19 protein-coding genes and 1 pseudogene are annotated in these 19,203 nt (G+C 63.8%); 8 read left to right on the top strand and 12 right to left on the bottom strand.

Annotated elements, in window-relative coordinates; genetic code table 11:
- Nucleotides 1-494, top strand: a 494-nt coding sequence (locus ACFPOB_RS27450; RefSeq protein WP_377801446.1) for an ABC-three component system middle component 2, incomplete at its 5' end; no start/stop codon positions are given.
- A 1,564-nt stretch (nt 495-2,058) separates the two neighbouring features.
- On the opposite strand, the gene ACFPOB_RS27445 is transcribed toward ACFPOB_RS27450, so the two are convergent.
- A complete protein-coding gene (locus ACFPOB_RS27445) occupies nt 2,059-2,901 on the bottom strand; it encodes a tyrosine-type recombinase/integrase (RefSeq protein ID WP_377801445.1) in 843 nt (280 codons plus the stop codon).
- Between the two features lie 274 nt (nt 2,902-3,175).
- On the bottom strand, nt 3,176-4,789 hold the full coding sequence (locus ACFPOB_RS27440) for a hypothetical protein (protein ID WP_377801444.1): 1,614 nt from the start codon (nt 4,787-4,789) through the stop codon (nt 3,176-3,178).
- Between the two features lie 89 nt (nt 4,790-4,878).
- Between ACFPOB_RS27440 and ACFPOB_RS27435 the strand changes: the two genes are divergently transcribed.
- Nucleotides 4,879-5,742: a hypothetical protein gene (locus ACFPOB_RS27435; RefSeq protein WP_377801443.1), complete on the top strand. Its 864-nt coding sequence runs from the start codon at nt 4,879-4,881 to the stop codon at nt 5,740-5,742.
- Between the two features lie 198 nt (nt 5,743-5,940).
- Here the strand turns inward: ACFPOB_RS27435 and ACFPOB_RS27430 are convergent, their stop codons facing one another.
- Both ACFPOB_RS27430 and ACFPOB_RS27425 read right to left on the bottom strand, forming a co-directional pair.
- A complete protein-coding gene (locus ACFPOB_RS27430) occupies nt 5,941-7,491 on the bottom strand; it encodes a relaxase/mobilization nuclease domain-containing protein (protein WP_377801442.1) in 1,551 nt (516 codons plus the stop codon).
- Nucleotides 7,491-7,862 (bottom strand): plasmid mobilization protein, encoded by a 372-nt coding sequence (locus tag ACFPOB_RS27425; protein WP_377801441.1) that lies wholly within the window; start codon nt 7,860-7,862, stop codon nt 7,491-7,493. Before ACFPOB_RS27425 ends, ACFPOB_RS27430 begins: the two co-directional genes overlap by 1 nt.
- 315 nt (nt 7,863-8,177) lie before the next feature.
- On the opposite strand from ACFPOB_RS27425, the gene ACFPOB_RS27420 reads away from it, so the two are divergent.
- The 6 genes from ACFPOB_RS27420 to ACFPOB_RS27395 all read left to right on the top strand — a co-directional run bounded on the left by ACFPOB_RS27420 (nt 8,178) and on the right by ACFPOB_RS27395 (nt 11,270).
- Nucleotides 8,178-8,804 carry a hypothetical protein gene (locus ACFPOB_RS27420; protein WP_377801440.1) on the top strand — a complete coding sequence of 209 codons (627 nt, stop codon included), beginning with the start codon at nt 8,178-8,180 and terminating at the stop codon, nt 8,802-8,804.
- Between the two features lie 124 nt (nt 8,805-8,928).
- On the top strand, nt 8,929-9,684 hold the full coding sequence (locus tag ACFPOB_RS27415; RefSeq protein WP_377801439.1) for a P-loop NTPase: 756 nt from the start codon (nt 8,929-8,931) through the stop codon (nt 9,682-9,684).
- A gap of 5 nt (nt 9,685-9,689) precedes the next feature.
- Complete coding sequence (locus tag ACFPOB_RS27410; protein WP_377801438.1) at nt 9,690-10,205, top strand: hypothetical protein; 516 nt, start codon at nt 9,690-9,692, stop codon at nt 10,203-10,205.
- Nucleotides 10,206-10,228: 23 nt separating this feature from the next.
- On the top strand, nt 10,229-10,639 hold the full coding sequence (locus tag ACFPOB_RS27405) for a hypothetical protein (RefSeq protein WP_257735784.1): 411 nt from the start codon (nt 10,229-10,231) through the stop codon (nt 10,637-10,639).
- 26 nt (nt 10,640-10,665) lie between these two features.
- The gene (locus ACFPOB_RS27400) at nt 10,666-10,980 is read left to right on the top strand and encodes a hypothetical protein (protein ID WP_173048923.1); all 315 of its coding nucleotides are present in this window, start codon (nt 10,666-10,668) and stop codon (nt 10,978-10,980) included.
- The gene (locus ACFPOB_RS27395; protein WP_377801437.1) at nt 10,977-11,270 is read left to right on the top strand and encodes a hypothetical protein; all 294 of its coding nucleotides are present in this window, start codon (nt 10,977-10,979) and stop codon (nt 11,268-11,270) included. The genes ACFPOB_RS27400 and ACFPOB_RS27395 overlap by 4 nt, the downstream gene beginning before the upstream one ends.
- A 10-nt stretch (nt 11,271-11,280) precedes the next feature.
- On the opposite strand, the gene ACFPOB_RS27390 is transcribed toward ACFPOB_RS27395, so the two are convergent.
- The 8 genes and pseudogenes from ACFPOB_RS27390 to ACFPOB_RS27355 all read right to left on the bottom strand — a co-directional run bounded on the left by ACFPOB_RS27390 (nt 11,281) and on the right by ACFPOB_RS27355 (nt 19,032).
- Nucleotides 11,281-12,225, bottom strand: a complete 945-nt coding sequence (locus ACFPOB_RS27390; protein WP_377801436.1) for an electron transfer flavoprotein subunit alpha/FixB family protein — start codon at nt 12,223-12,225, stop codon at nt 11,281-11,283.
- On the bottom strand, nt 12,225-12,971 hold the full coding sequence (locus ACFPOB_RS27385) for an electron transfer flavoprotein subunit beta/FixA family protein (RefSeq protein WP_377801435.1): 747 nt from the start codon (nt 12,969-12,971) through the stop codon (nt 12,225-12,227). The genes ACFPOB_RS27390 and ACFPOB_RS27385 overlap by 1 nt, the downstream gene beginning before the upstream one ends.
- A gap of 18 nt (nt 12,972-12,989) precedes the next feature.
- Nucleotides 12,990-13,982 (bottom strand): branched-chain amino acid ABC transporter permease, encoded by a 993-nt coding sequence (locus ACFPOB_RS27380; RefSeq protein ID WP_377801434.1) that lies wholly within the window; start codon nt 13,980-13,982, stop codon nt 12,990-12,992.
- Nucleotides 13,983-13,997: 15 nt separating this feature from the next.
- Complete coding sequence (locus ACFPOB_RS27375; RefSeq protein ID WP_377801433.1) at nt 13,998-14,885, bottom strand: branched-chain amino acid ABC transporter permease; 888 nt, start codon at nt 14,883-14,885, stop codon at nt 13,998-14,000.
- Between the two features lie 188 nt (nt 14,886-15,073).
- A pseudogene (locus ACFPOB_RS27370) lies at nt 15,074-16,276 on the bottom strand (ABC transporter substrate-binding protein).
- 59 nt (nt 16,277-16,335) lie between these two features.
- Nucleotides 16,336-17,079, bottom strand: coding sequence for an ABC transporter ATP-binding protein (locus ACFPOB_RS27365; RefSeq protein ID WP_377801432.1), 744 nt, complete (start codon nt 17,077-17,079; stop codon nt 16,336-16,338).
- A complete protein-coding gene (locus tag ACFPOB_RS27360) occupies nt 17,069-17,836 on the bottom strand; it encodes an ABC transporter ATP-binding protein (protein ID WP_377801431.1) in 768 nt (255 codons plus the stop codon). The genes ACFPOB_RS27365 and ACFPOB_RS27360 overlap by 11 nt, the downstream gene beginning before the upstream one ends.
- A 68-nt stretch (nt 17,837-17,904) precedes the next feature.
- Nucleotides 17,905-19,032, bottom strand: coding sequence for a glycoside hydrolase family 88 protein (locus ACFPOB_RS27355; protein WP_377801430.1), 1,128 nt, complete (start codon nt 19,030-19,032; stop codon nt 17,905-17,907).
- Nucleotides 19,033-19,203: the final 171 nt, after the last annotated feature.

Below are 19,203 nucleotides of genomic sequence, written 5' to 3'. Positions count from 1 at the left end.
GTGGCTGGGGTCCACATCGCTCGCTCCAAGATGGCCTGAACAACCCCTTGGAATCACGAGTGCCCCAGTCGCTCAACCCTTTCGGGACGGGCTCTCAGGCTTTCGACCTCGCGACGATGGCACTGCTGGACTATTACATCGTCCACACCGGCGACGCTGGCGGTCCACCGAGCCTCCACCCGGAGATCAATGCCCGCGCCGGCGAGTATTTCGTGCGCCGACACCTAGTCGAACAGGGCTTACTTTTGATGGTCCGCGCATCGCTCGTCGAGCAGGTATTTTCAGGCAGCGGTATCGCCTTTCGGGCCCATGAAACGGCAACGGCGATGATCGATCTGCTCGGAAGCACCTATAATCGCCGCCTCACCGAAGCGGCTCAATGGTTGGCGCAGGAAGCTATCGACAAAGGCGTAGACTCGCTCATCCAAGACCTGAAGAACGGCCTTGAGCGCTGGTCTCACGAAATCGTCGGGAGAGCGACTGATAATGGCTGATCGGCGCAGAATTATCATCGACCAACTGATGTTCACCGGACCCGAGCGAACCCCGGTTTCGATTCAATTCAAGTCGGGCGTTAACATCATTTGGGGCGCGTCGAACACCGGCAAGTCGTTCGTGCGCAAATCGATCGACTACCTTCTTGGCGGCGAACTTCCGACCTTGCCTCCCGAAGGCAAGGGCATGGACAACTATCTCCTCTGGCTCACTCTCCCCGGTAATCAGAAGGTGACGTTGCGGGCATCCGCGCTGGGCGGCGACATCTACAAGGCCGAAGGGCATCTCCAAGCCGTCGATGAAGGCTCGCCTAGTTATGAGATCTTTTCGCGTAAGCACGTCACTTCGCCCAACGTCTCGCGCTTTCTCCTCTCCAGCGTCGGTTATCGCGAAGCACAGCTCTTAAAGAACGAGCGGGCCGAAAAGGCGCCGTTTTCGCTGCGCGTCGTCATGCGCTACCTTCTCATCGACGAGACGAGGATGATCGATGAGAAGAGCCTGCTGCTCGCGCACAACACCACGGTAACCTCGGAAGACAAGGGCCTTCTCAAATTCCTGCTCACCGGCGTCGATGGCTCCTCGATCGCGCAGGTGCGTTCTGGCGATCAGCTCAGAGCAGCAAAAGAGGCGCAGATTGAGCTTCTCTCCCAAATGGCCGATCAGTTGCGGAACGTGATCGACGATACCGTGGAAACCGCTGCGGTCGTTGCCGATCTGACGGCAGCCGAGCGGGAAAAAGCAGATCTTCTCCAAGTAGTGGAGGAACGCCAGAATCGTCTGGATGCATTAGCGCTTGAGGAGCGTTGCCTCGCCGATGACATTAAAGGCTATCAGGCACGGATCGCGGAGCTGAATGCTTTGAAAGTGCGATTTGATGAGCTCGCACGCGTCTATGCCTCAGATATCGATCGTCTCGAAGGTCTGGAGGAAGGCGGCTTTCTTCTGCAGCGCTTCGCCTCGATCAACTGCCCGCTATGCGGGGCTTCGCCCGGCCATCAAAAACACGACCATGGTCTTGGCGGCATCGAGGAGCAGCGCCACGCTGTCGAGTTGGAAATGGAGAAGATCCGCGTCGAAGCCCGTGACCTTGGCGCGGCGCTCGCCGATGCCGATGCCGAAATCAAGGAAGTCGAACGGCTCATTGGCTTGGCAGGTAACCGTTTGGACGAAGCGCGCCTTGCTCGACTCCAGGCTACGCAGAGCGAGGTGTCTGCGCGATCCATCTTCCTCAGCGCGAGCGCGCGGTGTGAGAAGCTTGAATCCGACCTGGATAACCGTCGCCGGGTTAAGGAGCTTGAGATACGAATTGCACGCATCAAGGCCACAGCCGTACAGGCGAGGCAACGCGCCGATGGCATCGACGTCAATCTCGACCTGTCGAACAGCGAAGCGCACGAGCTCTCGTCTGCCGTGAAGCAGGTTCTGAAAGCGTGGAACTATCCCGGCGCCGACGCGGTACATTTCGAGAAGGGCGACCAGGACATCGTTGTCGATGGCAAGCGCCGCCGCGATAATGGCGCGGGGGTCCGAGCGCTTCTGCATGCCGCCTTCAAAATCGGCGTGCTAGTCTTTTGCATAGAGAGGGGACGGCCACATCCGGGGTTCGTCATTTTGGATTCGCCGCTGTTTGCCTATCGTCCTGCGGAAGAAGAACAGTTCGAGGATCTCACTGACGACGAATTGGAATTGCGCAAAGCCGATGTGGCCACGCACTTCTACCGGTATCTTCAGGGCATGGCCGACCAAGCCCAGTTCATAGTGAGCGAGAACCACAAGTCCGATCAGGAAGTCGTCACGCCATACGCGAATTATCAGTTCACTAAGAACCCGAGCATCGGCCGCGCTGGTCTGTTTGTATGACGGTCCTGAAAGCTGCCCTTTTCGCAAGGCGTCAACATCGCTGAGATGGAGTGGGTTCTTGCCCTGCTCGACCCGGATCAGCATGCGGGCGCTGTCGATGTCAGCGACCTTGAGGTTGGCGATCTCCGAGACGCGCAGGCCACAGCCATAGGCGATGCTGAGCGCCGCCCGGTCCTTCAGGCTCCGCGCATGCGCCAAGAGCAGCGCGACCTCCTGTGTGTCGAGCACCACCGGCAGCCGCTCCGGCGTCGGGATCCGGGCCATGCGGTCTCCGAAGCCGATCCGTCCCAGCGTGACATGGAAGAAGAAGCGCAGCGCCGTGCAGGCCAGGTTCATCCGCGCGTGGCTGGCACCGAGCGAAGCCAGGTGAAGCTGATAGCGCCGTAGATCCTCAGGCTCGGCCCGGTCCGGCGGCAGGCCCAGAAAGGTCGTGAACTCACGGACCTGCCGGACATAGTCGCGCTGCGTGTGCTCGCCGAACCGGCGGATGGTCATGTCCTCGATCATCCGCCGGCGCAGCGGACTGACGGTAACGGCATCGATCATGGAAACCTCCGAGGATCACGGGAAACGACCCCGAAATCCTCGCATGCAGCGCCTCACAGGCGAAATCTGAGCCACGACATCGCCGCAGGCCCTGCCGCGAGAGCGGCTTAGTCCTGTGGCGCGAGGCTGACGGTAAGGCTCTCGTGACCACCATCCGCGCGGTGCGCCCCGGCGCGAGGCAGGCAGCATTCCGAAGCGGTTCTTCATAAGTCTTTTTAGCGTCAGCAGCGTCAGTTTCCAGCGCCGACATCGGACGAAGGTGACGCTACTGACGCTACTGACGCTGCGGCCCGACTGGCGGCGCAGGTCGCAGAGCGATGATGCGCGTGCCACCAATTCCTTCTCGAGACTGCTCCATCACGATCCCATTGAAGGACAGCAGCGATTCCTTTGAGTTGAGGTGGCGCGACAGGTGGTGAGGGGCGCCGGGCAGGATGCGCTTGAAGCCGATCTCATCGCGAAATACCTGGAGGAGGGTGCCGAGCAGCTCGGTCGCGGTCCCCTTGAAAGATCCCTTCGCCTGCACGAACCGAACGACCATGTCGATGACGGGATCGTGGTCGAGGAGGTCGTCGTTTTGGCTAAGGCGATTGGCTTCCAATGCCCGGGCAAAGCTTCCAGCCTCCCGGTAATAGGTCTCGGCCGCCGACGCGATGACGGCGAAGTCGGCGAGGCGATGATCGCTTTCGACGGTTGTCGTCGCCCGATTTCGCAGCGCGTGGGAGAGCATATCGAGGAGGGCACCCAATATTTTCGGCCGATCGCGTTCGAACGCGTTGAGCAGTTGTGCCAACGGCCGATGCTTCTCGATCGGGGGCAGCCGAATGGTGATGGCCCGGCTGGACAGGTCCGGGCGGCCGATGACGGAGTCGATCCCCGTGATGATCACGGGCGCATGGGCGGGAATGATGTGCTGCTCCCCGTTGGTTGTATATTTCCGTCCGCGATGACTGCCGCCTGTCGTGACGCGGCAAATCGCGTCGGAGTGCTGGGGGCTGAGAAATGACACATTGTCGAAGACGGGGAGGTAGTCTTGTGCCGCCGCGATGAACAGGTTTGTCTCATTGGTCGGTAGGCCACCCGGATCTTCGACCTGGGGGTCGATGAGGCGCATGATGAAGCAGGCGGTCTCGGTCTTCGCGGTGCCATGGCCGCCTGTGATCTGCAGGACCGGGAAGGGGAGACCCGGCACCATGCATCCGATCACGAAGGAGACGACGAGATGGAAGTCATCGGCGTCCGGCACATTTACGTAACGCTGCAGGAGTTCGATGCTGCCGCCACTAACCGGCACCGGTAAGGGCGCCATATTGGCCAGCTTCTCGAAACGGACCGGCGGACTGGAGGTCAAGCGCCAGCCGCGCTCGTCGATCTCGACATAGCGCCCGTCCGGATCGCGGAGATCGAGATAGATGTTGCCGCCATGGGCGCACCACCGCCGGCCGACCGCGCCTGGCCCTGCCTGGTTGGCTTTTCGCTTGAGGTGTCGCCAGACCGCGTTGATGGTGGCCGGCGCGAGCAATCGCCCGGAGTCCCGGTCGAAGAGGTCGTGAAGCACGTCGGCGGTTCGCGTGGAATGGGCCGACCAGGCCTCCGCCTGCGACTGCTTACGCATAAAGACGTAGGCTCGCCCCTCGTGGCGGCATACGCCCAGGTGCTCGTCGGCCAGACGTCGCAGCCGATCGACGTCCTTTTCCGGCGGCTTCGCCGCGCTCAGCAGCGCCTCGAGGGCACCAAACCCTTCGAGCTGCGGTGCGGATCGGTCCGGGCGCCTGGAGGGTTTCCCGTTATCGGATTGGCCTCGGCCGCCCGGAAAGACGATGAGGTTCGGTCCGGACGGCTGGCCGGGCACCTTTTCTTCGTCTTCACCGTCGTGCTCGTCAGCCATACGCAACCGATCCTGCTACAGACTCACGATGGCGAATTCATCGCGAATCATGATGTATGATTTGAACCACAGTACCATGAGGTCATTCGGTGCCAAAGCAGGGTGAGCGAGACGATGGAATCGTCGGAGCTGAGAATTGGCTGAAGCTCGCGGACGAGATCTTCTCGACCTTCTCGCAGGCGCCACACGGAGCTAAGGAAACCGTGCTGGCCAGCGCGGCCGCCAAACATGGTGTTTCTCCCCAGACGCTTCGGCGGCTACTTGCCGCGCGGCAGTTTCTCGATCGTCTGCTCCAGACGGAGCCGGGACTGGCACAGGCACTCCGAACCTCCAGCTTCGCAGCAGTCGAAGTTATTGCCCGGTGGGCCCGCTGGGACAGACTCGCTGCCGCGGACGCCGCCCGTAAGCTCCTGGCCGAGAAAACGAGCGTCCGACAACTCGCGACGGCGGAACAGACCGCGCGGAAGCACAAGGGAAATACCGGCATCCAACGTTTGCCGATGGACGTGGCTCTCCAGGCGGCTACCACAATTACGAGGGAAGTGTCGGCCCTCCTGGGGCGCCAGCTTCATGTCACCTGGGCCTCGCATGCCTATCGCACGGCAGTTACAGGCGCACGTGAGCCGAGCATGTTCGTGCATCTACGAGAGCAGTTCGGGATCGGTCCGTCCGGCGTCGCGCTGGTCCTCGATGACGACCAGTTCACGCGAGGAGAGATCGCCGTGGCGATCCTGACGCGCCATCCAAAGGTCCATGCTTTTTCGACGCTTTCGATGCTGGCGGGTCTCGGGCATCAAGGTTTTGGCGGGCTGCTCGTCTGCTTCGAACCAAAGCTGATTTCTTGGCTCCAGGGCCTCGCGCGTGCGTTTTCTCCAGCCCAGGTCGGTGTGCTCGCCCTGGATCCAGACATCCTCCTCGGGCTCGGCAGCGAGGAGAACGGCGGCGGCTTGTAGGGTCGGTTCCGGAACGAGCCAGCCGCTTCAAAGCTTTTGAATGCGATGATGTTTGAAGTGGACGACGATCTCTGCGTGGTCGGAATCTGGGAACACTGAGACACGACGCTTCAATCTCGGTCATGACACGCCGGTTGATACCGACGTGATACGCCCGAGATGTCGCACATTCATTTTCCAGATAAGCCTGATGCGCGGTCATCGCTCCGGACCGCCCCTGCGGATGCTCCGGCTTCGCTGACCGGCGCGCCGGTTTGCTGGCGGGGGCTGGGGTATGGGTGCGCCACGTTTACGGTTGCGGTGGATCCGCAGTCGGGTTTTCTCGGCATGTGCTGCCTTGCTGGCGGCTTTCTGGCGGATCACTCGCTGGCGGAAGAAGCTGCGCGTCTCGTCCGCAAGCTCCCGGGCCATCTGGGACCGCTCCAGCGTCGCCTCCCAGTCTGCGGTGGCACGCAGACGTCTGGCACTGGAATAGCTCGGGATCGTGGCGACGGCGACACCGGCCGCAGCGAGTGCGGGGATCAGGCCCGCTCCGGTCGCCAAGATGCCGATCGCGACGAGATAGAATGCAGCCTTCCGGATTTCGCGGGTCCCAAACAGCTTCGCGGCGATGAATGCGCGGTTGACGCGGGCGCGCCGAATGCGGTCGCGCTGCCGGTATCGGCTCTTGACCGAGTCCTGGCGAGTCCGCAGGTCGTCGCGCTCTTCGGCCGAGAGACGCGCGGCGAGCCGGGCTCTTCCCTTCCTAGCTTTCGCGGCTTCCGCGTGTTCTCCGTCGGCTTCCATCTCGGCGACCATCCGGTCGAATTCGATAAGGACCGCATCAGCGCTGCGCGGGAGTGCATCCTTCCGCAGGTCGGCCTTTGTCTCGGCCAGCGGAGGAAGCTCGCCGAAGCTGGCGCCGATGGCAATCTCGCGAAACCGTGGCCCGTCGCCGTGCAGCGCCAGGCGATTGAGATGGCGGGTGAGGCTGGTCGACTTCAGCGTCTCGACATCAACGAGCATGACGATGGGTACGCCGGCGATACGCTGATCACCTGCCGCGAGGCAGAATCCCATAGCATCGAGTTCGAGGCGAAGCCGGGACATATCATTCCCGGATTGACGCCAGGCCTGCCGGAGCCGTTCGTCAAGCAGCACCTGATCAACGCCAAGTCGATCGTTCTGCCGGGTCTCGGCTTTGGACGTTCGCCGGCCTTTTTCCGCCACCGGGCCCTGTGCCGCGATCTCGGCCAGGTTGGCGAGCCCGCGCTCGCGAAGGAGTTCGGCCGTGCGTTCGACGCGGGTGCTCGGCTGGATTTTCTCGCCGAGTTCGATCTCGAACCGGCGGGCGAGCATTTCATCACGGTCGCCGGACCGATTGAACCGCAGCGCCCTACCGGTGGCCTCCGATACCATCGAATAGACCACGTGATAATGCCGCGCACGCTGGCCCTTCTCGTGCTCGACAACCAGACGGGCGCTGCCTTCGGGAATGCCGTACTCCTTCTCGATTGCCCGCAGCACGTTCTCCACCTCATCCGTGCTGAGCATTCGCCCCGGCGATATGACGATATGCACGACCTCGCGCTTCATGCGGGCGACCCGGTGCGCCGGCGCTGCCAGCATGCGCAGGGCCAGCGTGACGTCATGCGGGACATCCCGGCTGAGATCGGCACGGACGATGACGCGCTCGTTCGAGCCGCGACCGGCGTCCATCAGATGGCGACCGAGACCGCCCAGTCTCCTCGGGATGCTCTCGAGATACATCACGCATCGTCCTCTATGCGCAGCAGGTCGAGGATGCGCGTGATCAGCGCCTCCAGCGCTACGCGCATCATCGCGACGTCCGCCGCGATCTGCGTGGCGCCAGGGTTCGAGTTCGTGGCTCGCGCAATCTGGTTGAGGTTGCGGCCCTGGGCCTTGAGCTCCTCCAGGATGGCGTCGAGCTGGACGGCGTTCGCCGCAGCGCGCCGAACCTTCGGCGCCCGCATCTGCGAATCCACGGCCTTCAGCACCAAGGCACGGACCCAGATGCCGACCGGCATGCCGGCGACCTCGGCCACGGTCGTAAGCTTGGTGTGCGTGGGCTCATCGACCCGGAACGCGACCAGGTGGGGGAAGCGGTTCTTCTCGCTCATCTCGATCTCCGATCTCGGCGAAGCCGGCGCCGAAGGGCGCACGCGGCTTTGCTGGGTTGGGGGTTCCACAGGGGGCAGCGCCCCTTTGGCAAGAAAACCGTGTTGCTGGTTTCCAGTTAACACGGGCCGGACTTGCCTAATCAAAGATCAAATCAGGCCATATTCCAAGTTATATTATTCGTATCAGTGTCATTCTAGCGAAAATATCGCGAGAATATTAGTATATATTTCTGATACAGCTCAGATACGTATCTGTAATCAATCTGTATATCAAAAATACATTTCGACTTACTTCTCAGAATTTGCAATCGATCGTTGCAGGAGCGTGCGATGAAGACTGCGAAAGCCAAGGGCAGGAAGGTCACGGATCGGCGTTCGGCCGAGGAGATCCAGCGTGCCTTCTCCGCGCGCGCCGAGGAGGTCGCCGCCGATCACGTCGTCAGGCCGCGTTACGGCTGGGAGGTCGTCGCAATCAACGTCCAGACGATCGATAAGCTCAGGCTGCTCGAAAAGGACTGGGGCGAGATTGCCGACGAACTTCGGCAGGCATCCGGTTTCCCCGACCTCGCCGCGAATTCTGTCCGCGTCAACCGGTCTCGCCTTGGGACGGGGTTCTACGACGACAAACTCGGCGCGCTCGGACTTTGCAGGGTCAACGACCGGATCGAGCCCATCCGTCCTGCAAACCCGCAATCTGAGGGTCCCAACAACGTTTCTGAAGCGACGCCCACGAGAGAGCCGACGGGCCCGACAGTCGGTACGGGAAGTGTCGGTGGCCAGAGCCAGGCATCGCTTTCAAGCCCCGCGGTCCTGGATGCCGCTCACGAGACGCCAGCCGTCGGCCAGGCCTTGAGGGCAGGGGTGGGATCATCGCGAGGCGCTGCCCGCGGCAGCACCGGCGGCCCCGCCAGTCGATCCGGCCAGCGCGGGCGACGACGCTGAAAACGATATCGATGCCGGTGCCGCAGCACCGCGCAACCCGGATGTCGGCGGATCTCCGCCGACATCGCGCGCTTCTTCTGGCGCGCGGTTTCAGCTCAAAACGCAACCGAAATAGGAGTTTACGATGTCCAACGATCGTCGCGCCGACTCGACCAGGGCGGCGGCCCTCGGGAGCACCACGCTGAGCGGACCGCCCGGGGAGGCTGAGTCCGTGTTCATGTTCTACTCCGGCAAGGGCGGGGTCGGTAAGAGCACCGAGGCCGCAAATCTGAACCACCATTTCCGCCGGCTCGGCAAGATGCCGACCCTGGTCGACGGCGATTTCGTCGTTCAGGATTATATCCTCGCGCATCACGAGGAGCAGGAATGTCACGGCCTGCGGATGTCGGAGGAGGAGGGGTACACAGCCCTCGCCGAGGTGATCACGGAAGCCGAGCCGACGTCGCCGATCATCGTGTCCTGTCCGGGAGCCCAGGTCGAAGTCTTCAACGACCATGTCCAGACGATCCTGTTCGCCGCGCGTAGCGTCGGGCGCAAGGTCTTTGTGCTCTCGCCGCTCGACCTACACGTCAACTCCTACGACCATGTGCCGGATCTGGAGACGGCCGCGCAGGGCGCCGAGATCTACCTACTCCGGCCGCGCTGGTTCGGCCGCCCCGACCAGTTCCGCCAGCTCAACCAGTCCGAGTTGGGCAGGCGGTATCTGGCCGCGGGGCGCGTCATCGACGTGCCGCTGCTGCCGGAGGCTCTGTCGCGCGCGTTCAAGGACGACCATCATTCGCTGAGCTGGATCGAGCAGCACGGTTCCGGCGGGGAGCGCGCCTCGCTCGAAGGGTGGCGGGAGAAGTCGCGTCTCGCCTATGCCCGGTTCCTGGGCTGATCGTCATGGACAGGGCTTCACTCGATGGCGCCGCGCGAGAGCTTCTCGGGCGGCCCCTCACGGACGATGAGGCTGCCTTCATCGCGAATGCGTGCACGACCATGCGTTTGGGCCAGGGCGATGTCCTGCTCAGCCTTCTGATCGTGTACGCGTCGCTGATGACCTTCCTCGGCCGCACGATCGCTGCAGTGGAAGCGTCGCGTTCGCCCTCGGCGTGGCTCGCCCGCCATCGCGGTCTGGTGATCGCGCTTTTCCTCGCGGTGTTGGCCCTGGCGGCGGGCGCCTTCGCGCTTGGCCAGGCCAGCGTGCCCGAGCCGGCCCAACGCGATATCGCGAAGGTCCTGCATTGGGCCTTCTCTGAAGAGGGAGCGCGGGCGCGGCGCATGTCCGATAGCGGCGTTCTCAAGCTCCTTGAGGACTGTTCGATACCTGGATGGCGGATGGAGGACGATGTGTGCAGGCCGGGGCCTGACCCCTCGACCGGTGCCATCTGGGGCATCCGCACGCTGATCAAGCCCTGAACTTCGCCATCGGGAGATCGCTCATGTTTTACAAGAATGCCATGCCGAAGGTTTCGGCGGAAAATGCGGTCCATGTGGATCCAGGGCGGCACCAGCTCGGCCACGGCGCCTCCGACCAGGCAGCCCCCGACGGGCAGCCTCGCCGCCACGCGCGCATTCCGGCCTGGCCGATTCTCATCATTCTCAGCATCGGCTGCTTCGGGTTGGGACACCTTCACGCCACGCTGCAGACGCTCCACAGCGACCGGCGCGCGCTGATCTGGGCTCTGTCCAGCGAGGGCGAGCGTGCCCGTCGCCTCGCTCCCAGCGGGCTGCTGCAGGCCGTCGAAGCCTGCACTGTCCCGAGCCAGTCCAGAACCAGCGCCTGCTGTTCCGCGCTGCCGGGCCTCGTCAACGGCGAGACCTGGGCCTTCTGCGCCAGCCCCATCCGCTAACCCCCATCATCAGGAAGGACGACGTCATGTTCGACAAAGCCATGTTCAAAGAGCAGTTCCCCGCCACCTGGCGCGCCGCCATGGCGTACAGGAGACAGCAGGGGCGCTGTGACCTCCCCGAGGGCCGCGCCATCGAACCCGTCGGCGTGGGGCCCGCCGCCATGCCGGGGACGCCCGGGCCGAACGCGATGGGCAGCGGGCGGTCGCTCCAGCTCGCCATCACCGCTTGTGATGGCGACGCCATCGTCATCCGGATCGCCCGCGACGGCGATGGCTTTACCGCGATCGTCGACCTGGATCGCCACCCGCTCCTGGACAGGGTCGAGGGAGAAGCGCGATGAGCGACGAGCCCGTCAAGGCGCTGACCGACGCCGACATCATGGTGGCGCTCGCCCAGGAAGACGCCGAGCTGTCGCGCTGGAAAACGCGCACCTATGCGACTCTGGCGACCCATGCCGGCCGTCGCACCCTCCCTGTTCGCGGTCAGGAGTTTGGATCCTGGCTTCGCCTCAAGTTCCGCGACGCGCAGGGGCGCAGCGCCCCGGCCGGCGCCGTCAAGGCCGCCATCACCACGCTGGAGGATCTCGCCAGCCTGGAGCCCGAGCACCGTCAGAAGCGGTCCGACGAGTGAACGCTGAATCTTACTTGCCGGCTTTGGCGAGTCCGGCGTCGAGCTCGGGCAGGACGGTGAAGAGATCGCCCACCAGCCCGTAATCGGCGATCTGGAAGATCGGCGCTTCCTCGTCCTTGTTGATGGCGACGATGACCTTCGAGTCCTTCATGCCCGCGAGATGCTGGATCGCGCCGGAGATACCCACCGCGATGTAGAGCTCGGGGGCGACCACCTTGCCGGTCTGGCCGACCTGCCAGTCGTTCGGAGCATAGCCGGCATCGACCGCGGCGCGCGACGCGCCCATCGCGGCGCCGAGCTTGTCGGCGACCGGCTCGATCACCTTGCCGAAATTCTCGGCCGAGGCGAGCGCGCGCCCGCCGGAGATGATGATCTTGGCCGAGGCCAACTCCGGACGGTCGGACTTCGCGACCTCCTCGCCCTTGAAGGACGAATTGCCGGGGTTTTCGGCCGCCGAGACGGACTCGACCGTAGCCGAGCCGCCTTCGCCCGCCGCCGCGAAGGAGGCGGTGCGGATGGTGAGCAGCTTCTTGGCGTCGGTCGACTGCACGGTCTGGATGGCGTTGCCGGCATAGACCGGGCGCTCGAAGGTGTCGGGCGAGACGATGCCGCTGACATCCGAGACCTGCATCACGTCGAGCAGGGCGGCGACGCGCGGCAGCACGTTCTTGCCGGTCGTGGTCGAGGGCGCGACGATGGCGTCGTAATTGCCGGCGAGCTTGACGATCAGCGCAGCCAGCGGCTCGGCCAGCGCATGGCTGTAAGCGGCGTCATCGGCAAGCAGCACCTTCTCGACGCCGGCGAGCATGGCGGCCGCATCGGCCGCGCCCTTCGAACCCTGGCCCGCAACGAGGATGTAGACGGGGCCGCCGAGCTTGGCGGCGGCGGTCAGCGCCTTGGCGGTGGCGTGCTTGACGGAAGCGTTGTCGTGTTCGGCGATCAGCAGCGTGGTCATCAGATCACCCCGGCGGTCTTGAGCTTGGAGACGAGTTCGGCGGCATTGGCCACCTTGACGCCGGCGGAACGGCCGGCGGGCTCGACCGTCTTCAGAACCTTGAGGCGGGGCGCGACATCGACGCCGAGCGCATCGGCCGAGGTCTCGTCGAGCGGCTTCTTCTTCGCCTTCATGATGTTGGGCAGCGAGGCATAGCGCGGCTCGTTGAGACGCAGGTCCGTGGTCACGATCGCCGGGAGCTTGAGCGAGACCGTCTGCAGGCCGCCATCGACCTTGCGGGTGACGTCGACGCTATCGGCTGACAGTTCGACCTTCGAGGCAAACGTGCCCTGGCCCCAGCCGAGGAGGGCTGCGAGCATCTGGCCGGTCTGGTTGCAATCGTCGTCGATCGCCTGCTTGCCGAGGATGACGAGGCCGGGAGCCTCCTGCTCGACGACCTTCTTCAGCAGCTTGGCGACGGCGAGCGGCTCGACGTTTGCCTCGACCTTCACGAGGATGCCGCGGTCGGCGCCCATGGCAAGCCCGGTGCGGATCGTCTCTGCGGCCTGCGCCGGGCCGATCGAGACCACGACGACTTCGGTCGCCTTGCCGGCTTCCTTCAGGCGCAGCGCCTCTTCCACCGCGATCTCGTCGAAGGGATTCATCGACATCTTGACGTTGGCGAGCTCGACGCCGGAACCGTCCGCCTTCACGCGGATCTTCACGTTGTAGTCGACAACCCGCTTGACGGGCACCAAGATCTTCACTGGATTTTCCTCCACCTCTCAGAGCGGCTTCTTGACGGCCTTGGCGATGACGCCGACGATGCCTTCGCGGAAGAGCAGGACGCAGAGCACGAAGATCACGCCCTGGACGACGGTAACCCATGCGCCGAGCGTCGCGAGATAGTTCTGCATTGCGACGATGACGATGGCGCCGACGATCGGGCCGAAGACGGTGCCGAGCCCCCCGACCAGCGTCATCAGCACGACTTCGCCGGACATGGTCCAATAGACGTCGGTGAGCGAGGCCAGCTGGAAGACGATGGCCTTGGTTGCGCCGGCAAGGCCTGCGAGCGTCGCCGAGAGCACGAAGACCATCAGCTTGTACTGGTTGGCGCGATAGCCGAGCGAGATGGCGCGGGGCTCGTTGTCGCGGATCGCCTTGCAGACCTGGCCGAAGGGCGAGTGGATGATGCGGTAGATCAGCAGCAGGCCGCCCATGAAGATGGCGGCGACGAGCCAGTAGAGCGCGCGGTCGTCGGCGAGGCTGATCAGGCCGAGGAACTTGCCGCGCGGCACGGCCTGGATGCCATCCTCGCCGCCGGTGAAGCGTGGCGTCTGCAGCGAGAAGAAGAACACCATCTGGGCGAGCGCCAGCGTGATCATCGCGAAATAGATGCCTTGCCGCCGGATGGCGAGCGCGCCGAAGACGAGGCCGAGGACGGCGCCCACGGCGGTGCCGAGCAGGATCGCAAGCTCCGGCGTCAGGCCCCAATGCTTGGCGGTATAGGCGCTGACATAGCTCGCCATGCCGAAATAGGCGGCATGGCCGAAGGAGAGCAGGCCGCCATAGCCGAGCAGGAGATTGAAGGCGAGCGCGAACAGCGCGAAGCACAGCACCTTCATCACGAAGACGGGATAGGCGACGAACGGTGCGACCACGAGCACCGCCGCGATCGCGATGAACAGGTTGCGATGCAGGCGCGCGGTGCCGTCGTCGGTCTCGCTGAGGGCGACGCCGCTGGCGGATGCGTCGGTCGAGGCAAGGTCGGTCATGGTCTTATCCTTGCGTCAGGCCGTGCGGCCAAACAGGCCGGCGGGCTTCACCAGGAGCACCAGCACCATGATCACGAAGATCACGGTCGCGGCGCCCTCCGGGTAGAACACCTTGGTCAGGCCCTCGATCAGGCCGAGCGAGAAGCCGGTGACGATCGCGCCCATGATCGAGCCCATGCCGCCGATCACGACGACCGCGAAGACGACGATGATGAGGTCGCCGCCCATGTTCGGGTTGACCGAGTAGATCGGCGCGGCGAGCACGCCGGCGAAGGCCGCGAGCGCGACGCCGAAGCCATAGGTCAGCGTCACCAGCAGCGGCACGTTGATGCCGAAGGCCTGGGTCAGGGTCGGGTTTTCGGTTGCGGCCCGCAGATAGGCGCCGAGCTTGGTCTTCTCGATCAGGAACCAGGTGCCGAGGCAGACGACCAGCGAGGCGGCGATCACCCAGGCGCGATAGTTCGGCAGGAACATGAAGCCGAGATTCTGGCCGCCGGCGAGCTGCGGTGGGATGGCATAGGGCAGGCCGGACGAGCCGTACTGGTTGCGGAACAGGCCCTGGATGATCAGCGCCAGGCCGAAGGTCAGCAGCAGGCCGTAGAGATGGTCGAGATGGGCGATGCGCTTCAGCAGCAACCGCTCGATCGCAACGCCGGTCGCGCCGACGATGATCGGCGCCAGCAGCAGGGCCGCCCAGTAGTTGATGCCGAGATAGTTCAGGCACATCCAGGCGACGAAGGCGCCCATCATGTACTGCGCGCCATGGCTGAAATTGATGATGTTGAGCAGCCCGAAGATCACCGCCAGCCCGAGGCTGAGGATGGCGTAGAACGAGCCGTTGATCAGGCCGAGAAGGACCTGGCCGAACAGCGCCTGTGGCGGAACGCCGAGAAGTTCGAACATGCGCGTCTCAGATCATGGGGTCGAAGGAGGCTCGGACGGAACGCCCGAGGCATCCCGGCCGTGCGGTAGCGGCGATTGCGGGCCTGGAGGTCGTCATGGTCGGGCTTGACCCGACCATCTCGGAAACCAGAGGCTTCTGGTCATGAGATCCTCGGGGCAAGCCCGAGGATGACGCTCCGGCGGAAGCGTTACTTGACGAGCGAGCAGCCGGTCTCGGCCAGCGGCTGGAAGGCCTGCTCGGCCGGCAGCACCGAGACCTGCTTGTAGTAGTCCCACGGGCCCTTCGACTCCGCGGGCTTCTTGACCTCGTAGAGATACATGTCGTGCATCTTGCGGCCATTCGGGCGGATCGAGCCCTTGCCGAACAGCGGGTCGTCCGTCGGCATCTCCTTCATCTTGGCGACGACGGTCGCGCTGTCCTTGCTCTTGGCGGCCTCGACCGCCTTCAAATAGTGCAGCAGCCCGGAATAGACGCCGGCCTGCACCATGGTCGGCTTCTTGCCGCCGTTGAGCTTGGCGAACCGGTCCGACCAGGCGCGGGTGCCGTCGTCGCGATCCCAGTAGAACGACTCGGTCAAGACCAGGCCCTGTGCTGCCTGCAGGCCGAGCGCATGCACGTCACTGATGAAGACCAGGAGCCCCGCGAGCTTCTGGCCGCCGGCGACGATGCCGAACTCGCCCGCCTGCTTGATCGCGTTGGTAGTGTCGCTGCCGGCGTTCGCAAGGCCGATGACCTTGGCCTTCGAGGCCTGCGCCTGCAGCAGGAAGGACGAGAAATCCGTGCCGGGGAAGGGCGTCTTAACCGAACCGACGACCTTGCCGCCCGCCTTGGTGATAGTCGCAGTCGCGTCGCGCTCCAGCGCATGGCCGAAAGCGTAGTCCGCGGTCATGAAGAACCAGCTGTCGCCGCCCGCCTTCACCATGGCGCCACCGGTGCCCTGCGCCAGCGCGTAGGTGTCGTAGGTCCAGTGGACGGTATTGGGGCTGCAGGCCTTGCCGGTGAGGTCCGAGGTGCCGGCGCCCGAATTGATATGGACCTTGTTCTTTTCGCGGGTGATCTGGCTCACCGCCAGCGCGACCGAAGAGGTCGGCACGTCGAGGATCAGGTCGACGCCGTCCTGGTCGTACCACTGCCGCGCGATGGTCGAGCCGACATCCGGCTTGTTCTGGTGGTCGGCCGAGACGATCTCGACCTTGATGCCCTTGTCCGCCGCCTTGAAGTCCTAGACCGCCATGCGTGCCGCCATCACCGAGCCCTCGCCGGCGAGGTCGGCATAAAGGCCCGAGCGGTCGTTGAGCACGCCGGCCTTGACCGTGATCTGCTGGGCGAGCGCGGGCACCGCCATCAGCGTCGCGAGCGCCGTGGTCGCGAGAATCGTCTTCAGCTTCATGATCGTTCTCCCTCTGTCGATACCGGGCCAGCCGGCGTTTTCTGGTGGTCGCGCTGCTTTTAGACGCCAAGATAGCGATGCAGCTTGTCGATATTGGCGTCGAGCTCAGCATTTGGGATCATGTCGATCACCTTGCCTTGCTCGACCACGTAGTGCCGGTCCGCGACCGTCTGGGCGAAGCGGAAATTCTGCTCCACCAGGATGATGGTGAAGCCGTCCTGCTTCAGCTTCGCGATGGTGCGGCCGATCTGCTCGATGATGACGGGGGCGAGGCCCTCGGTCGGCTCGTCGAGCAGGAGCAGATGCGCGCCGGTGCGCAGGATGCGGCCGATCGCCAGCATCTGCTGCTCGCCGCCCGAGAGCTTGGTGCCCTGGCTCCTCAGTCGCTCCTTGATATTGGGGAAGAGCGTGAAGATCGCGTCGAGCGAGAGGCCGCCGGGGCGAACCTGCGGCGGCAGCATCAGGTTCTCCTCGACCGAGAGCGAGGAATAGATGCCGCGCTCCTCCGGCACGAAGCCGATGCCGAGCCTCGCGATGGCGCACGAGGGCAGGCCGATCGTCTCGGTGCCCTCCAGCACGACCGAGCCCCTGCGCTTGCCGATCACGCCCATGATCGACTTCAGCGTCGTGGTCTTGCCGGCGCCGTTGCGGCCGAGCAGCGTCACCACGTCGCCGGGCGCGACGTCGAAATCGATGCCGTGCAGGACATGGCTCTCGCCATACCAGGCTTCCAGCCCGCGCACCTTGAGCAGCGGGGCCGTGCCGGCAGTCGCGGCCGGCGTCTTCAGCGCTTCAGTGACCATGGCCGACTCCCGAGCCGATATAGGCCTCGACCACGCGCAGGTCCTTCGAGACGGTTGCGTAATCGCCTTCCGCCAGCACCTGGCCACGCGCCAGCACGGTGATGCGGTCCGAGAGCGAGGCGACGACCGAGAGATTGTGCTCGACCATCAGGATGGTGCGGTTCTTCGAGACCTTGCGGATCAGGGCCTCGATGCGCTCGACATCCTCGCGGCCCATGCCGGCCATCGGCTCGTCGAGCAGCAGCATCTCCGGATCGAGCGCCAGCGTCGTCGCGATCTCCAGCGCCCGCTTGCGCCCGTAGGAAAGTTCGCCGGCGGTCAGCCCGAGGAACGGCGTCAGGCCGACGGCATCGACCAGGCTCTCCGCCTCGGCGTCGAGCTCCCTGAGCGAGCGCTCCGAGCGCCAGAAATCGAACGAATCACCGCGCTTGCGCCGCTGCAGCGCGATGCGGACATTGGTCAGCACCGAGAGCTGCGGGAAGACTGCCGAGATCTGGAAAGAGCGCACCAGCCCGAGCCTCGCGATCTCGGCCGGCTTCTCGCGCGTGATGTCGCGACCGTTATAGACGATCGCGCCGCGTGTCGGCGCGAGGAACTTGGTCAACAGATTGAAGCAGGTCGTCTTGCCGGCGCCGTTCGGGCCGATCAACGCGTGAATAGAGCCGCGGCGCACGCTGAGGTCGACGCCGTTCACAGCTGTAAAGCCGGCAAATTCCTTGGTTAGGCCTGACGTGGAAAGAATATTGTTTGTTTTCATAGCTCGCACTGCTGGCCGCTAGCGTCCGCGCGCCTATAGCTAGAAAGGCGGTGGAGGCGTTTACTGGATCAAACAGGAGAATGAAGCTTGCCATTTATCGTGGCGACTGTTTCGAACAGAAAGTAGTCGCCCCAAATTAGTTCGTTTGAGACGGCAGTACCGTTCTTTGGATCAAAACATCCGTCGGCCAGAATGCCCATTGAGTTTAGGTGCCTTTCGACCAGTGAGCGTGCGGTTGCTTCCGCCGTGTCGCGATAGGTCGCGGCCTTGTTTGCGTCAGGATGAATTTGCGACAGCTTGAGAAGTGCGGCCGCGGCGATCGCGGTGCCCGAGGTATCGCGCTTTGTCTCCGGGGTTACCGGTGCGTTGAAATCCCAGTAGGCGACCCGGTCTTGGGGGCTGTTGGCGAGCCACCAATCGCAAACTTTTTCCGCGAGTTGGAAGAGCAAGGTCTCCTTCGGCTCCAGCCGAGCGCTGAGAACGAAACCCAGCATCGCCCAGGCTTGGGCCCGGGTCCAAATCGAGTCGTCCGCGTAACCTTTGTGGGTGTACCGGCGGTTGACCTCACCCGTCGCAGTGTCGAAGCTCGCCGACTGGATCACACCGCCGTCGTCGCGAAGGAAGAACTCTGCACTTCGATAGGCATGCTTGAGGGCGCGCTGCCGCAGTTCATAATCCCGGAGACGTTTGGCCGCCCACAACATGACCGGAGCTGCGGGCAAACCGTCAATGTTCGCCTCTCCATCGCCAACCGAGTGAGCTTCTTCCGCCTCTTTGCCGAGGGGAATCAAGTTGGCGATTGGATCGAACTGTCGTCCGAGCGACTGAGCGGCATCCTCTGCCAGCGCCGCGGCCTTTTGGTCACCATGCAGAAGGGCTCCGATCACGGCGCCGTAATAGAAGAGAAAGCCACGAAAGACTGTCTTGCTCTCTACGCGCGGTTCAAGCCTTTCAAGCCAGCGCTTTGCGGCTTCCAGATATCGGGCTTCACCAGTGACGCTCGCGGCGAGCCAAAGCTCCCCGATCCAGAACCCACCTGTCCAGAAGCCATCCGGCGTCGTTACCCATTCGCCTGTTTTCGGATCGCCAATATGGGGAAATCCGTTGAGGTTTTGATCGATCGTTGACGAGACGCGCTTCAGGATCTTGGCTTGGGCTTCGCCCCAAAACGTACGGTCGGCTTGCAGGGTCGCCATGATTCCTCCAAAGATACTATCCAACTAGTATTTATTTTAGCTGCTTACACGCCTTCGACGACGCCTTGCTGTCTCAGAGCCCGTCCCGAAAGGGTTGAGCGACTGGGGCACTCGTGATTCCAAGGGGTTGTTCAGGCCATCTTGGAGCGAGCGATGTGGACCCCAGCCACT

The organism is Allobosea eneae, from assembly GCF_042657265.1.
Classification (GTDB): Bacteria; Pseudomonadota; Alphaproteobacteria; order Rhizobiales; family Beijerinckiaceae; genus Allobosea; species Allobosea eneae.
This window is presented reverse-complemented; position numbering and strand designations above follow the sequence as displayed.